Raw genomic sequence first — 16047 nt, 5'->3', positions numbered from 1 at the left:
TTCGTCCGGCTGCTTGCATGTGCAACACAGCCAGGACGCCAGTGAGGGGGCGTTTCACAATGCATCAGAAAAGGATCCACATGACGGCATTCACCAGCGCGCGGCTAACCGCCCTGGGCGCCCTGACCGTGGCCGCAGGCGCTTTACTCGTCGCACCGGCCCAGGCGCAAAATCACCCCATTTCCGGCCAGCAGCGCGCCACGGCGCAGGAAGTGTCACAGCGCGGCATTCCCGTGGCCGACCTGGCACCCGATGCACCCGATGTGTACGTGGTCAAGCGTGGCGACACGCTGTGGGGCATTTCCGGCCTGTACCTCAAGAGCGCCTGGCGCTGGCCCGAGCTGTGGGGCATGAACCTGCAGGCCCTGCCCAACCCGCACCTGATCTTCCCGGGCCAGACGCTGTACCTGGACAAGGACGGCGGCTACGCCCGCCTGCGCACCACGGCCCCCGGCAGCTCCGGCTCGTCCGGCACCGTCCGCGTGTCTCCCAGCACGCGCAGCGACAGCCTGTCCAGCACGGCACTGCCGACCCTCAAGCCGCACCTGATCGAACCCTTCCTCGTGGAGCCGATGGTGGTCGACGCCAGCGTGCTGCAGCGCGCACCCCGCGTGATTGCCACCCAGGAAGAGCGCGTGCTGATGGCCAGCGGTGACCGCGCTTACGTGCGCGGCGATGCCGCCACGCCCCTGACCAGGGAGCCGGGCGAGCCGCGCCAGTTCCGCGTATTCCGCGATGCGGTCGCCCTCAAGGATCCCATGACGGGTGAAGTGCTGGGCTACGAGGCGCAGTACCTGGGCAAGGCCGAACTGGTGCGCGGCGAGAACTTCGAGAAGTCCTCCGACGGCAAGGGCGGCATCCAGACCGACTACGTGCCTGCCACGGTGGACCTGACGGGTGCCAAGGAAGAGATCCGCGCTGGCGACCGGTTGCTGCCCGCACCTGCGCGCGAATTCATCAGCTACGTGCCCCGTGCTCCCCAGAGCGGCACCGAGGCCCGCGTGATTTCCATCTACGGCAGCTCGGCCTCCGGTACCTCGGCAGGCGCGGCTGGTCAGAACCAGGTGGTGGCCATCAACCTGGGTACCCGCAATGGCATCGAGGCCGGCCATGTGATGCGCCTGGTGACCAAGGGCGACGTGATCAAGGACAAGACCGACCCCAAGCTCCCGATGATCAAGCTGCCCAGCGAAAGCAACGGCCTGGCCATGGTGTTCCGCACCTTCGACCGGGTGTCGTACGCGCTGATCCTGGAGATCCGCACCGGCGTGCGCGTGGGCGACCGGCTGGTCAGCCCGCAGGATTGAGCTGAACGGCACACCCCTCCCTCCCCACCCGGGTGCGATCGCCCGGTACACGGGAGGAGGGCGCCGCACCCGTGAAGCCATCCAGGCCATGCCCATGGACCACGATGAGTTGCAGGCCTGGCTCAGGCTGACGCTGTCGCGCGGCGTGGGCAATGCCGCAGCGCGCCTTCTGCTGGCCCGCTTCGGCCTGCCGCAAGCCATCTTCGAACAGTCGGAAGCGGCTCTGATGGAGTGCGTGACCCCGGCCCAGGCCAAGGCCTTGCGCGCCATCCCGCCCACCCTGGCCGACCTGGTGGAAACCACCTGGGAATGGCTGCAGGATGCGCCCGAGCCCGGGGCTGCATCGCGGACGCTGCTCACACTGGGCGACGCCGGCTATCCCCGCACCCTGCTGAACACCGACGATCCCCCGCTGGTGCTGTACCTGATGGGTCCTGCGGCACGCCTGTCGTCCGAGCAGCCACTGGGCGAACGGCCTTGCCTGGCCGTGGTGGGCAGCCGCAATCCGACAGCCCAGGGCGCGGAACATGCCTGGCAATTCGCCAAGGCCTTGCACGGTGCCGGCCTCACCATCGTCTCCGGCCTGGCGCTGGGGGTGGATGCGGCGGCCCATGGAGGGGCACTGGAGAGCGCCGGCCTGGACGAAGACCAGCCAGCGACCATCGCCGTGGTGGGGACCGGCCTGGACCGGGTCTACCCGGCAGCCAACCGGGCGCTGGCACACCACATCGCCCGGCAGGGACTGCTGGTGAGCGAGTACCCACTGGGCACACCACCGCTGGCACCCAACTTCCCCAAGCGCAACCGCATCATTTCCGGGCTTTCGCAGGGCACGCTGGTGGTCGAGGCGGCCCTCGCCTCGGGCTCGCTGATCACCGCCCGGCTGGCGGCGGAGCAGGGCCGCGAGGTGTTCGCCATCCCGGGCTCCATCCACTCGCCCCAGTCGCGCGGCTGCCACGCACTCATCCGCCAGGGCGCCAAGCTGGTGGAGTCCGCCCAGGACGTGCTGGAGGAATTGAGCCTGCCCGCTGCGGCCACCGCCCCGGCGACCGCTTCGGGCCCGCCAGGCCTGGGCCGCGGGCAGTCGCGGCAGGACAGTCCCCTGCTGCAGGCCCTGGGCTATGACCCCATGGGCCTGGATGCCCTGCTGGCCCGCACCGGCATGGATGCGGCAGGCCTGCAGGTGCAACTGCTGGAACTGGAGCTGTCGGGCGATGTGGCCCGCTTGCCGGGCGGCTTGTTTCAGCGCATGGGCACCGCCTGACCCCAGCGCCGAAGCGGCGGGGCAGACTGATCAGCCCAGCAGGCGTTCCGGATTGGCGTCGAGCTTGGCCAGCGCGTCGCGCGTGGCGCGGGTGGTGATGCCTTCCTCGTCCTGCGCCACGAGCAGGCCCGCCTGCAGGTAGGCGGCCAGGCGCCGCAGCTGGATCAGGTAGCTGCTGCCGTCCACCGCAGCGAACAGGTGCAGCTGCTTGCGCTGGCTCTGCCAGGCGTACTGGACCTGGGCCGACGAGCCGTTGTGGTCGAGCGTGTACCAGGTGCCGGGCTTGAGCTCCTGCGCCCAGACGACCATGCCTTCGTCCACGGGGGCGCCGTTGTCGGCCACCACGTGGATCGACGAGGCATCGATGCCCAGCATCATCTCGATGTTGTCGGCATTGAGCGGCATGTCGCCCAGCGTGGCGTCGTTGATGAAATCCTCGAGGTTGGCCAGGCGCTTGGCCATGGCGTCGATGTGCGCCTGCGGGATCGATGCGGTCTTGGACAGGAAGGCATCGGCCAGCGTGTCGGTCAGCGTCTTGATCAGCGCGTCCTGCGGCGCATCGTGGATGCCCATCAGCGCCAGGCCCTGGCGCAGGCGCTGCAGCAGCCCGGGCAGGTTCTGGATCACCTGCGCGCGGTCGCTGCGGTTGGGCTTGGCGCTGGCGGCCCAGACCAGGTCGGCGGCCGTGCGTTTCAGGGTGATGGTGTCGGCATGCTGGGCGCCATCGCGCACGGCTGACAGGGCCAGCACCTCGGCCCAGGTCTTGAACAGGAACTCGCGGATCTCGTCGCGCACCGGCATGTCCTTGAGCATGGTGCGCAGCTCGATGGTGTACTGGATGGCCAGGGTTTCCTTCTGCTCCACCTGCTGGGCCACACTGACCAGGCGCGAGGTGGCCTGCTTCTCGGTGAGGAACTTGGACAGGAATTTCTCGAACTCGTCGTAGACCAGCTGGAACACGCGGCGGCCGGTTTCCGGGTACTGCTCGATCACCTGCACCACCCGGCGGATTTCGGCCTCCAGGGCGCTGCCGTTGATGCTGGTGGAGTCGAAGCCCATCACGCAGGCGCCCATGCGGTCGATCAACTGGCGCGCGGGGTGGTCCAGGTTGCTGAAGAACTCGGGCTCGGCCAGCGCCACGCGCAGCACCGGCACCTGCAGGCGCGCGAACCACACGCGCACGGCGGGCGGGATGCGGTCTTCGGCCAGGATGCTCTGGAACATCAGGGCCACCACCTCGATGATGGCTTTTTCGCCGGCAGTGGAGGCCTTGTTCTTGAACTCGGTGGAGCGCTCGCGCACGGCACCGGCCAGCTGCACCACGGCCGCCGGGCTGTAGTCTTCCATCAGCGTGGCGACACCGCTGTAGTAGGTGTCCGCCTGCACGCGCTGGGCCGACAAGGCATGCGCCAGGGCCGCCGAAGCCGGAGGCGCCTTGACCATGTCGAAGCCCGTGGCCGGCTGCGTGAGCAGCCGGCGCAACTGGCCCATGACGCCCTGCGCGCGCTGGCGCGCGCGGATCAGCGGCGTCATGCCGGTCGCAAAGCCCATGCCCATGCCGCCAGGGGGCATGGGGTAGCCCTGGCCTTGCGGCATGCGGGCCTGCATGTGCTGGGGATGCATCTGTTGCGGGTACATGCCTGCCGCAGCCGCCTGGCGGCCGGCCGCTATCGCCTCGCGCGACTGGGCCAGCGCCTGCGATGCCAGGCCACCGGCACCGGAATCGCCGCCGCCTGCGCCGCCACCGCCCCCGGTGCGCTTCACGCGCGAGCGCAGGTCGGAGGGCACGGCCACGCCCTGCTCCACATAGAAGGCATTCACGGCCTGGTACTGCTTTTGCAGCACATTCGCCAGTTCGCGCTGCAAGGGGTCCACCACGGTGAGCAGGTCGGTGCGTGGCAGCCCGGCCTCCACCCACTGCTGCACCAGCAGCAGGCAGATGGTTTCGGGGCGCAGGATGTCGCTGCTGTCGATCTCCTGCCCCTCCAGCGACTGGGTGCGCTGGCGCAGTGCATCGAAATGCTGGCCCGCCTGCTCGGCCACGGTCAGCGCCATGCGCGAGGCCACGATCTTGTTTTCCACCACGTCGTCGCTGAGCAGCTCGAACGACAGGTTGTTGCCACCGCCCGCCGCGGTCAGGCCCGACCGCGCGCTGGTGTGGGGCGCCAACGCCTCCTGCCATGCATGGCTGGTGGCCGATACCCACTTGGCATGGTGCTGCTGGTAGAGCATCCAGGTGTCGCGCCGGGACTGCATCTCGCGCGCCGTACCGGTCTGCGCGATCAACACGCCCAGGAAGTCAGCGATGGTCTTGTCGACCTCCGCCAGCCCTGCGCAGATCCCCTCGACGAACCGCTGGCGCGCCAGGCGTGCCAGGCGGCGCTGCGGTGAGGGGGCCGGGGAGTTTTGCATGCGCCAATGTTAGCGGTTCAGACGGTGGCCCCAGCGTTGGGATCGTTGGGGTCGCCGTCCTTTTTGGTAGTGGTCTTGATCAGGTCTTCGCGCTTGACGCCCAGCCACATGGCGATTGCCGCAGCCACGAACACCGACGAGTAGATACCGAACAGGATACCAATGGTCAGCGCGAGTGCAAAGTAATGAAGGCTCGGACCGCCGAAGAAGAACATCGACAGCACCATCGCCTCGGTGGAGGCGTGGGTGATGATGGTGCGGCTCATGGTGCTGGTGATGGCGTGGTCGATCACCTCGTGCGTCGTCATCTTGCGGTACTTGCGGAAGGCCTCGCGGATCCGGTCGAAGATCACGACCGATTCGTTGACCGAATAGCCGAGCACGGCCAGCACGGCCGCCAGCACCGACAGCGAGAACTCCCACTGGAAGAACGCGAAGAACCCCAGGATGATCACCACATCGTGCAGGTTGGCGATGATGGCCGCCACCCCGAACTTCCACTCGAAGCGCAAGGCCAGGTAGATCATGATGCCCACCACCACCATCCCGAGCGCCATGAGCCCGCCGTGCACGAGTTCCTCGCCGACCTGCGGGCCGACGAATTCGGTGCGGCGCAGCGTCACCTCGGCATCGGCTGCCTTGAGGGCCGCCAGAACGCCCTCGCTCTGTTGCGCGGACGTCACACCCTTTTGCACGGGCAGGCGGATCATCACATCGCGGGCGGAGCCGAAGGTCTGCACCTGCACGTCCGGGTAGCCCAGCGCCGACACCGTCTCGCGCACCTTGGCGAGCTCGGCCGGCTGGCTGTAGGCCACTTCCATGACCGTGCCGCCGGTGAACTCCACCGACAGGTGCAGCCCGCGCGTGAGCAGGAAGAACACGGCCAGCGCGAAAGTGATGAAGGAGATCGCGTTGAAGATCAACGCGTGCTTCATGAAGGGGATGTCTTTTTTGATGCGGAAGAATTCCATGGCCGTTTCCCCTTAGTTCGTTTTGGCCACAGCGGTATCGGCGTCCGGCTTCCAGATCTGGCCGATCGATACGCTCTTGAGCTTCTTCTGGCGCCCGTACCACAGGTTCACCAGGCCGCGCGAGAAGAACACGGCCGAGAACATGCTGGTCAGGATGCCGATGCAGTGCACCACGGCAAAGCCGCGCACCGGGCCGGAGCCGAAGGCGAGCAGGGCCAGGCCGGCGATCAGGGTGGTCACGTTGGAATCGAGAATCGTCTCCCAGGCGCGCTCATACCCCGTATTGATCGCTGCCTGCGGCGACATGCCGGCGCGCAGCTCCTCGCGGATGCGCTCATTGATCAGCACGTTGGAGTCGATGGCCACGCCAATGGCCAGCGCCATGGCCGCAATGCCGGGCAGCGTGAGCGTGGCCTGCAGCATGGACAACACGGCCATCAGCAGCAGCACGTTGACCCCCAGCGCAATGCTGGAGAAGACACCGAACAGCAGGTAGTAAAAACACATGAAGGCCGCGATGGCTGCCAGGCCCCAGACCACGCTGTTGATGCCGCGCTCGATGTTGTCGGCGCCCAGGCTCGGGCCGATGGTGTATTCCTCGATGATCTCCATGGGCGCGGCCAGCGAACCGGCGCGCAGCAGCAGCGCCGTGTCGTTGGCTTCGGCCGTGGTCATGCGGCCCGAGATCTGCACCCGGCCGCCGCCGATTTCGCTGCGGATCACGGGGGCCGTCACCACTTCGCCCTTGCCCTTTTCGAAGAGCACGATGGCCATGCGCTTGCCGATGTTCTCGCGCGTGATGTCGCGGAAGATGCGCGAGCCCTTGGCGTCCAGCGTGAGGTTCACGGTGGGCTCCTGGGTCTGGCCGTCGAAACCAGGCTGGGCATCGGTCAGGTTTTCGCCGGTCAGAATGACCTGCTTCTTGACCACCACGGGCTGGCCGTTGCGCTCGGGGTAGCGCTCGGAGCCGAACGGCACCGGGCCCCGGCCCGATTCGGCGGCGCGGGCCTCGGTGCCCTCGTCGACCATGCGCACTTCCAGCGTGGCGGTTCGGCCCAGAATGTCCTTGGCCTTGGCCGTGTCCTGCACGCCGGGCAGTTGCACCACGATGCGGTCCAGCCCCTGCTGCTGGATCACGGGCTCGGCCACACCCAGTTCGTTGATCCGGTTGTGCAACGTGACCATGTTCTGCTTGAGCGCCTGCTCCTGCACACGGCGCGTGGCCTCGGGCTTGATGGTGGCGCGCAGCTTGAATTCGCTGCCGTCCGGCACGCTGGTGCTCGCCAGGTCGGGGAACTGGTCGCTGATGAGGTTGCGCGCCGCCGTGAGCGTGGCTTCGTCGCGCAGGCGCACTTCGACGGTCTGGCCATCGCGGCTGATGCCGCCGTGGCGGATGCTCTTGTCGCGCAGCAGGGTGCGCAGGTCGCCGGCATACGACTCGGCCTTCTTGGTCAACGCGGCCTGCATGTCCACCTGCAGCATGAAGTGCACGCCACCGCGCAGGTCCAGGCCCAGGTACATGGGCATGGCATGGATCGTGGTCAGCCACTTGGGGGACAGCGAGAACATGTTCAGCGCCACCACGTAGGAGACGTCGGACTCATTGGGAACCAGGGCCTTCTGGATCGCGTCCTTCGCTTTGCCCTGGGTCTCCACCGAATCGAGCTGCGCCCGCACGGAATTGCCTTCCAGGCTCACCGACACCGGCGTGATGTTGGCCGCCTTGAGCGCCTCTTGCACGCGCTCCAGCACGGAGGTATCCACCTTCACGGCAGAGGGTTTGGCGGACGACACCTGCACCGCAGGCGCCTCGCCGAAGAAATTGGGCAGGGTGTACAGGGTCCCCACCAGCAGCACGATCACCAGGATCGCGTACTTCCACACCGGATATCGGTTCATGATCGCGCTCTTGCCTCTTGGAAAGCTTCAGGGGGCGCCGCCCTTGCAGGCCGGAACACCCCGGATACAGGGGGCTTGAAGGCCTTACTTGACCGAGCCCTTGGGCAGGACCTGCACCACGGCGCTGCGCTGCAGTTGCACTTCCACACCGCTGGCGATCTCGATGTGCAGGAAGCCTTCGGACAGGCGCGTGACCTTGCCCACGATGCCACCGGCCGTCGCCACTTCATCGCCCTTGGCAATGGCGTCGATCATGGCGCGGTGCTCCTTCTGCTTCTTCATCTGGGGGCGGATCATGACGAAGTACAGCACCACGAACATCAACACCAGCGGCAGCATGCCGGTGAGCGAGGACATCATGTCACCACCGCCCGCAGCGGCGGCGGGAGCGGTCTGGGCAAAAGCGGAAGAAATAAACACGGACGAAACTCCACAACGGATGGTCAAAACACACTGAAAACCGCCTGCAGCGAGCGCCAAGGCGCGCGCTGGGCGCAACAGGACATTGTATGCGGCCCCTTGCCACGCCCCCAAGGGGTATGACCCAAGCCGGCAGCGGGTGTTTGTTGCCTGCCACCGCCCTGCCGGGCACCGCTGCCGCAAGCTCCAGCACAATGCCACTTTTGGCAAGCCAGCACTGGGGTTGAAGCTACATTCCTGATAGCAAAAAGCCCGCGCAAGCGCGGGCTCTGCGAGAAAGATGCGGCCAGGCCGCCCAACTTCAAGCGGCCTGGCGCTCGGCCCGCACCGCTCCCCCCTGGCGCCATTGGGCCATCAGGCCGTCCCACTTGGGACGGGCCGCAGCCAGGTGGCGCTCCTTCACATGGCCGTAACCGCGGATCTCTTCAGGGATGCGCGCAATCTCCACGGCCAGCGCCAGGTTGTCGGCGCTGAGGCCCTGCAGCAGTTCGTCGATGCAGGTGCGGTATTCCACGATCAGCGCACGCTCCATGCGGCGCTCCTCGGTCTTGCCGAACACATCGAACGCCGTACCGCGCAGACCCTTGAGCTTGGCCAGCACACCGAAGGCGCTGCGCATCCACGGGCCGAAGGGCTGCTTGACCAGTTCGCCGCGGTCGTTCTTCTTCGCCGTCAGGGGCGGTGCCAGGTGGTGCACCAGCTTGTAGTCGCCTTCGAACATGTTCGCGATCTTGTCCGTGAAGGCCTTGTCGGTGTGCAGGCGCGCCACCTCGTACTCGTCCTTGTAGGCCATGAGCTTGAACAGGTAGCGGGCCACGGCCTCCGACAGGCGGGTGCCGGCACCCAGCTTGCCCTCGGCGGCCCGCACCTTCTCCACAAAGGCCGTGTACTCGGAGGCGTAGGCGGCGTTCTGGTAGCCCGTGAGGAAGTCCACGCGCCTGGACAACATCTCGGTGATGGACGGCTTCTTGACGAACTCGATCACCTGCGCGGCCTGGAACAGCGACTGCACGGCCTGGAGGTCATGGGCGCAGCGGCGGCCCCATTCGAACGCAGCCTTGTTGTTGTCCACCTGCACGCCGTTGAGTTCCATGGCGCGCATCAGCGAGGCGAACGTCAGCGGCACGCGGCCCTTCTGCCAGGCATAGCCCAGCATCAGCGGGTTGGTGTAGATGCTGTCGCCCAGCAGTTGGGTGGCCACCTGCTCGGCATCGAAGCTGCCCACACCGCCAGCGCCCACGGCGGCCGCAATGGCGCTGTCGCAGTTGGCACCGGGGAACTGCCAGTTGGGGTTGGTCACGAAGGCCGCCGTGGGCGTGCCATGGGTGTTGAGCGCCACGAAGGTGCGGCCCGGCTGCATCACGGCCAGGGTGTACTTGTGCGCCGCGACGATGGAATCGCAGCCGATCACCAGGTCGGCCTTGGCGGTGTCGACCTTGGTGGTGTAGATGGCCTCGGGGCGGTTGGCGATCTGGATGTGGCTCCAGGTGGCGCCGCCCTTCTGGGCCAGGCCACCGGCGTCCTGGGTGATGACGCCCTTGCCGTCCAGGTGCGCGGCCATGCCCAGCAGCGAGCCGATGGTGATCACGCCCGTGCCGCCCACGCCGCCGACCACGATGCCCCAGGCCGCTTCGGCCACGGGCAGGACGGGATCCGGGATGGCTGGCAGGCTGGCCAGGTCGCCCTTCTTTTCCTTCTTCGGCTTCTTGAGCTTGCCGCCCTCCACCGTGACGAAGCTCGGGCAGAAGCCATTCACGCAGGAGTAGTCCTTGTTGCAGGTGCTCTGGTTGATGCGGCGCTTGCGGCCGAACTCCGTCTCCACCGGCTCCACGCTCAGGCAGTTGGACTTGGTCGAGCAGTCGCCGCAGCCCTCGCACACCAGGTCGTTGATGACCACGGTCTTGTCGGGGGTGGCCAGGGTGCCGCGCTTCCTGCGGCGGCGCTTTTCGGTGGCGCAGGTCTGGTCGTAGATGATGACCGTGCAGCCCTTGATCTCGCGGAACTGGCGCTGCAGCGTGTCGAGTTCGTCACGGTGGTGCACCGTCACGCCCTCCGCGAGGGCCACGCCGTCGTACTTCTGCGGCTCATCGGTGACGATGATGAGCTTGACCACGCCCTCGGACTTGAGGCTGTTCATGATCTGCAGCACCGAGTGGCCCTCGGGCCGCTCGCCCACCTGCTGGCCGCCGGTCATGGCCACGGCGTCGTTGTAGAGCACCTTGTAGGTGATGCTGGTGCCTGCGGCAATGCTCTGGCGAATGGCCAGCAGCCCGCTGTGGAAGTAGGTGCCATCGCCCAGGTTGGCGAACACGTGCTGGTCGGTGGTGAACGGTGCCTGGCCCACCCAGGTCACGCCTTCGCCGCCCATCTGCGTGAAGGTGGAGGTGTTGCGGTCGGGCATCCAGTTGGCCATGTAATGGCAGCCGATGCCGGCCACGGCGCGTGAGCCCTCGGGCACGCGGGTGCTGGTGTTGTGCGGGCAGCCGCTGCAGAACCAGGGAGCGCGCTCGCCCGTGTCCACCTTGAGTTCGGTCATCGCGCGCTCGCTCGCCTCGATGACGGCGATGCGCGAATCCATGCGCGCGATGATGTCGCTCGACACGCCCAGTTTCTTCAGGCGCTTGGCAATGGCCTTGGCGATGATGGCCGGCGTCAGGTCGGCCTTGGCGCGCAGCAGCCAGTTCTGGCTCGGGTTGGGCATGGACCATTCGCCGCCCGTCGCGTCACCCTCGGGCTCGTCGAACTTGCCCAGCACGTTGGGGCGCACGTCCGAGCGCCAGTTGTACAGCTCTTCCTTGAGCTGGTATTCGATGACCTGGCGCTTTTCCTCGACCACCAGGATCTCCTGCAGGCCCTGGGCGAAGTCGCGCGTGATGGTGGCTTCGAGCGGCCAGACCACGTTGACCTTGTGCACGCGGATGCCGAGCTGGCGGCAGGTGGCGTCATCGAGGCCCAGGTCCACCAGGGCCTGGCGTGTGTCGTTGTAGGCCTTGCCGCTGGCGATGATGCCGAAGCGGTCGTTCGGGCCTTCGATGACGTTGTAGTTGAGCTTGTTGGCGCGCACATAGGCCAGGGCCGCGTACCACTTGTAGTCCATGAGGCGCGCTTCCTGCTCCAGCGGCGCGTCGGGCCAGCGGATGTGCAGGCCGCCGGGCGGCATCACGAAGTCCTCGGGCACCACGATCTTCACGCGGTCCGGGTCCACCGAGATGCTGCTCGACGACTCCACCACTTCCTGGATGGTCTTCATGCCCGACCACACGCCCGAGAACCGGCTCATGGCAAAGGCGTGCAGGCCCATGTCCAGGATTTCCTGCACGCTGCTGGGGAAGAACACCGGCGTGCCGCAGGCCTTGAAGATGTGGTCGCTCTGGTGCGCGGCCGTGCTGCTCTTGCTGATGTGGTCGTCACCGGCAATCGCGATCACGCCGCCGTGCTTGGCCGTGCCGGCCATGTTGGCGTGCTTGAACACGTCCGAGCAGCGGTCCACGCCCGGGCCCTTGCCGTACCAGATGCCGAAGACACCGTCGAACTTCTTGCTCTGCGGGTACAGGTCCAGCTGCTGCGTGCCCCAGACGGCCGTGGCGCCGAGTTCCTCGTTCACGCCGGGCTGGAAGACGATGTTGTTCGCCGCCAGGTGCTTCTTGGCGGCCCACAGGGACTGGTCGTAGGTGCCCAGGGGGGAGCCCCGGTAGCCGCTGATGAAGCCGGCCGTGTTGAGCCCTGCCATCGCATCGCGCTGGCGCTGCAGCATGGGCAGGCGAACCAGGGCCTGCACCCCGCTCATGAAAGCACGCCCGCTATCTAAGGCGTATTTGTCATCCAAGGTGACCGTCTCGAGGGCCTTGCGGATGTGCTCGGGCAGTGGGGCGTTCATGGCTATGTCTCCAATGGCTTTTTTGTGGGGTACGCCTCTTGTGAAGGCGGTGTTCACGGCCGCGCCGCACGTTTAGTGCAGCGCCTCCAATGTGAGATAAGTGTATGCCTGCTCCGCTGATAAGTCTTTGCGTTGTGTGCCGCGTTTGGGCTATTCTGAGAAAGAATCTTTCTCCACATGGCCATTTCGTGAACACTCTCGACAAATTCGACATTGCCATCCTCAACGAGCTGCAGACCGATGCCCGGCTGACCAATGCCGAGCTGGCCCAGCGCGTGGGCCTGTCGGCCGCGCCCTGCTGGCGCCGCGTGCGCGCGCTGGAGGAAGAAGGCTTCATCAAGGGCTACCGCGCCGAGATCGACCGCAACAAGATCGGGCTGGGGGTGCTGGCCTTCGTGCGGCTCGATGCCGACCGCAGCACCGGCAACCTCACGCGCGAGATGGAGGATGCGATCGCCCAGATCCCTGAGGTCGTGGCCTGCCACTACATCAGTGGCACCGGCACCTTCGAACTGCAGGTCGTGGCGCGCGACCTGGAGAGCTTTTCGCAGTTCGCGCGCAACGTGCTGCTGAACCTGCCCAACGTGAAAGACATGCACACCAGCTTTTCGCTGGGCGAGGTCAAGGCCAGCGGCGCCTTGCCGCTCACGCATCTGGCCCGCCCTCGGGGCTGACGCAGCCACCCATGCCCGAGCGCGGGCCTGGGTTGTCGGACGACCCGCCGGCACCCGGCGCGTGTCCAGCGCACAATAGGGGTGCATGCCACCATTGCCGTCCCACGAAAGCACGCGCAGCGTCGCACCCGAACCCGCCCCCACCAGCGCGAGGGCCGGCACCGCGCAGGGAACCGAAGAAAGCGCTGCCGCCCAGCCCGGGCCGACCGCCGAGCAGCGGGCCTCGCTGTCCACCCTGGCGCCGCTTTCGGTGCCGGTGTTTCGCATGCTCTGGCTGACCTGGGTGGCGGCCAATACCTGCATGTGGATGAACGACGTGGCAGCCGCCTGGCTGATGACCTCGCTCACCACCTCGCCCATCCTGGTGGCGCTGGTGCAGTCCGCCTCCACCCTCCCCGTCTTCCTGCTGGGCCTGCCCAGTGGCGCACTGGCCGACATCCTGGACCGGCGGCGCTACTTCATGGCCACCCAGTTCTGGGTGGCGGCCGTGGCGATGGTGCTGTGCGTGGCCGTGCTGGCCGGCGGCATGACGGCGCCGCTGCTGCTGGCGCTGACCTTTGCCAACGGCATCGGGCTGGCGATGCGCTGGCCCGTGTTCTCTGCCATCGTGCCCGAACTGGTCAGCCGCGCCCACCTGCCTGCGGCCCTGGCCCTCAATGGCATCGCCATGAACGCCTCGCGCATCATCGGCCCGCTGGTGGCCGGCGCCATCATCGCCAGCGCCGGCAGCGCCTGGGTCTTCGTGCTCAACGCCGTGTTGTCGCTGGGCTCGGGCCTGGTGATCATGCGCTGGAAGCGCGACCACGTGCCCAGCCCCCTCGGCCGCGAACGGCTGCCCAGCGCCATGCGCGTGGGCCTGCAGTTCGTGCGCCAGTCGCCGCGCATGCGTGCCGTGCTCTGGCGCATCTCCATCTTCTTCCTGCACGCCACCGCCCTGCTGGCCATGCTGCCCTTGCTGGCCAAGGGCCTGGAGGGCGGCGGCGCCGGCACCTTCACGCTGCTGCTGGCATCCATGGGGGCGGGCGCCATCGTGGCCGCCATGTTCCTGCCGCGCCTGCGCCAGGCCATGCCGCGCGATGTGCTGGTGCTGCGCGGCACCCTGCTGCAGGCGGCGGCCACCGCCGTGATGGCCGTGGCCCCCAATGTCTACGTAGCCGTGCCCGCGATGCTCGTGGGCGGCATGGCCTGGATCACCACGGCCAACTCGCTCAGCGTGTCGGCCCAGCTGGCGCTGCCCAACTGGGTGCGGGCGCGCGGCATGTCTATCTACCAGATGGCCATCATGGGCTCGACCGCCCTGGGCGCGGCCGTGTGGGGCCAGGTGGCCACGGTCACCAGCGTGCACACCAGCCTCGGGCTGGCCGCCGTCACGGGCACGCTGGCCATGGTGCTGGTGCAACGCCTGGTGGCCGACCGCAGCATCGAGGAGGACCTGAGCCCGTCCCAGGCCTTCAAGGCCCCAGTGGCGCCCACCCCGCCCGAACGCGGGCATGTGGTGGTCACCATCGAGTACTTCATCGACCCCGCGCGCGCCACCGACTTCCGCGCGCTGATGCAGGAAAGCCGCCGCAGCCGCCTGCGCCAGGGCGCGCTTTCATGGCAGCTGCAGCACGACATCGCCGACCCGGCGCGCTACGTGGAGCAGATCGAGGACGAATCCTGGACCGAGCACCTGCGCCGCTTCGACCGCGTCACCGCCTCCGACGTGGCGCTGCGCGAGCGCAAGCTGGCCTTCCACCTCGGCGACGCCCCACCCGTGGTCTCGCGCTTCGTGGTGGAGCGCTGAGCCCCGCCCGCAACCGTCAACACTGGCGCGCGAAAAGTCAGTGCCCCCGCGCAAGGGCCGCCTCGCCGCGCCCGGGGCGTCCCCCTCAGGGGGAAGGCGCCGAAGGCGACTCAGGGGGAGTCATTTCGGCCAGAGCACCCACAGGCGCAGCCCCTGCTTGAGCCGCCCGGCGATGTCGCCCGCCTCCTGCCCCCAGCCCGTGAAGTAGTCGGCCCGCACGGCGCCCAGGATGGCGCTGCCCGTGTCCTGCGCCAGCACCAGGCGGCTCAGTTGCACCTGCGGCCCGGTGGAGGCCAGCCACACCGGCGTGCCGTAGGGAATGCTCTGGCGGTCCACCGCGATCGAGCGGCCCGGCGTGAGCGCCACGCCCTGCGCGCCCTTGGGGCCGAAGCCGGCCTCCATGCCGTCGAGCGTCTCTTCGCGGAAGAACACGTAGCGCGGATTGGCCCACAGCAGCTCGTTGGTGCGCTGCGGGTTCTGCGCCAGCCAGGCGCGGATGCCCGGCCAGGTGGCATCGCGCGTGGCGCCCTGGTCCAGCAGCCAGCGGCCCACGCTCTGGTAGGGCTGGTCGTTGGTGCCGGCATAGGCCACGCGCACCAGGGTCACCGAGCCATCGGGCTCGGCCACGCGCAGGCGGCCCGAGCCCTGGATGTGCAGCACCATCGATTCCACCGGATCGCGCAGCCAGGCGATGGCACGCCCCTGCAGCGCGGCCTGCGCCTCGGGCAGGGTGTCGATCTGCTGGCGCGTGTACCAGGGCTTGCGCGCACCATGCCCTGCCGGCAGCCGATACACCGGCACATTGAAGCCGTTGCCGGGCTGGCGCGCCGCGTCGATCATGGGTTCGTAGTACGCGGTGAGCAGGCCCTCGGGGTTGCCCTCGGGCGACTCCACGCGGTAGGGCTGCAGGCGCGCCACCATCCAGGCGCGCTGCTCCTCGGGGGTGGCGATGCTCAGCTGGCGCACCTCGCCGCACAGCAGCATGAACTGCGGGGCCGGGCGCTCGCAGCTCTTGATCCAGGCGTTCCAGGCCTCGTGCAGCGCGTCGTTGGCAAAGCCGGGCAGTTCAGCCCAGCGCACCGGGATCCAGCGGCTCTTGGGCTGGGCCATGGCGGGCGGCAGCGGGCCATTGTCTCCGGGCACGAACACGGCGCCAGGCACGGGTGGGGGCAGGATGGCCCCAGGCGAAGAGGGGCTTGTGGGGGCAGGCCGGGAGGCACAGGCGGCCAGCGTTCCTACAATCAGCGCCGTCATCACAAGGCGCAGGAGTGTCAATTTCATGGGGCTGATTTTGCTTGAAGCGCTGCTCGCGCTGGTGGTGCTGGTGGCCATCGTCTGGTGGACCATGTTCTCGGGGCGCCGCGGGGGCGAACTCAAGGCCCCGGAAGCGGAGGAAGGCAAGGACGCCAGCGCGCCGACACCCAAGGACTGAACGCG

11 protein-coding genes are annotated in these 16047 nt (G+C 67.7%); 5 read left to right on the top strand and 6 right to left on the bottom strand.

Features of this window, described 5'->3' with window-relative positions; genetic code table 11:
* Positions 1 to 80: 80 nt before the first annotated feature.
* Together U5N23_RS01195 and dprA are read left to right on the top strand one after the other, a co-directional pair.
* On the top strand, positions 81 to 1307 hold the full coding sequence (locus U5N23_RS01195) for a LysM peptidoglycan-binding domain-containing protein (protein WP_322591048.1): 1227 nt from the start codon (positions 81 to 83) through the stop codon (positions 1305 to 1307).
* A 94-nt stretch (positions 1308 to 1401) separates the two neighbouring features.
* A complete protein-coding gene (gene dprA, locus U5N23_RS01190) occupies positions 1402 to 2571 on the top strand; it encodes a DNA-processing protein DprA (RefSeq protein ID WP_322591047.1) in 1170 nt (389 codons plus the stop codon).
* A 30-nt stretch (positions 2572 to 2601) separates the two neighbouring features.
* On the opposite strand, the gene U5N23_RS01185 is transcribed toward dprA, so the two are convergent.
* The 5 genes from U5N23_RS01185 to U5N23_RS01165 all read right to left on the bottom strand — a co-directional run bounded on the left by U5N23_RS01185 (position 2602) and on the right by U5N23_RS01165 (position 12150).
* The gene (locus U5N23_RS01185; RefSeq protein ID WP_322591046.1) at positions 2602 to 4983 is read right to left on the bottom strand and encodes a DUF1631 family protein; all 2382 of its coding nucleotides are present in this window, start codon (positions 4981 to 4983) and stop codon (positions 2602 to 2604) included.
* Between the two features lie 17 nt (positions 4984 to 5000).
* On the bottom strand, positions 5001 to 5954 hold the full coding sequence (gene secF / locus U5N23_RS01180; protein WP_322591045.1) for a protein translocase subunit SecF: 954 nt from the start codon (positions 5952 to 5954) through the stop codon (positions 5001 to 5003).
* A 12-nt stretch (positions 5955 to 5966) separates the two neighbouring features.
* Entirely contained in the window at positions 5967 to 7853 is a 1887-nt protein-coding gene (gene secD / locus U5N23_RS01175) for a protein translocase subunit SecD (RefSeq protein ID WP_322591044.1), read from the bottom strand.
* A gap of 84 nt (positions 7854 to 7937) precedes the next feature.
* Positions 7938 to 8273 (bottom strand): preprotein translocase subunit YajC, encoded by a 336-nt coding sequence (yajC, locus tag U5N23_RS01170; protein ID WP_057200655.1) that lies wholly within the window; start codon positions 8271 to 8273, stop codon positions 7938 to 7940.
* Between the two features lie 301 nt (positions 8274 to 8574).
* A complete protein-coding gene (locus tag U5N23_RS01165) occupies positions 8575 to 12150 on the bottom strand; it encodes an indolepyruvate ferredoxin oxidoreductase family protein (protein WP_322591043.1) in 3576 nt (1191 codons plus the stop codon).
* A gap of 188 nt (positions 12151 to 12338) precedes the next feature.
* Between U5N23_RS01165 and U5N23_RS01160 the strand changes: the two genes are divergently transcribed.
* On the top strand, positions 12339 to 12824 hold the full coding sequence (locus U5N23_RS01160) for an Lrp/AsnC family transcriptional regulator (RefSeq protein WP_322591042.1): 486 nt from the start codon (positions 12339 to 12341) through the stop codon (positions 12822 to 12824).
* Between the two features lie 85 nt (positions 12825 to 12909).
* A complete protein-coding gene (locus U5N23_RS01155; RefSeq protein WP_322591041.1) occupies positions 12910 to 14610 on the top strand; it encodes an MFS transporter in 1701 nt (566 codons plus the stop codon).
* A gap of 120 nt (positions 14611 to 14730) precedes the next feature.
* Here the strand turns inward: U5N23_RS01155 and U5N23_RS01150 are convergent, their stop codons facing one another.
* The gene (locus tag U5N23_RS01150; protein ID WP_322591040.1) at positions 14731 to 15957 is read right to left on the bottom strand and encodes a murein transglycosylase A; all 1227 of its coding nucleotides are present in this window, start codon (positions 15955 to 15957) and stop codon (positions 14731 to 14733) included.
* Between U5N23_RS01150 and U5N23_RS01145 the strand changes: the two genes are divergently transcribed.
* Positions 15890 to 16042: a hypothetical protein gene (locus U5N23_RS01145; RefSeq protein WP_322591039.1), complete on the top strand. Its 153-nt coding sequence runs from the start codon at positions 15890 to 15892 to the stop codon at positions 16040 to 16042. The two genes, U5N23_RS01150 and U5N23_RS01145, sit on opposite strands and share 68 nt — an antisense overlap.
* Positions 16043 to 16047 lie beyond the last annotated feature (5 nt).

The organism is Acidovorax sp. (assembly GCF_034519795.1).
In the GTDB taxonomy this organism is placed as follows: domain Bacteria; phylum Pseudomonadota; class Gammaproteobacteria; order Burkholderiales; family Burkholderiaceae_C; genus Acidovorax.
The sequence above is the reverse complement of the archived record's forward strand: the minus strand, read 5'-3'. Positions and strand labels throughout refer to the sequence as shown.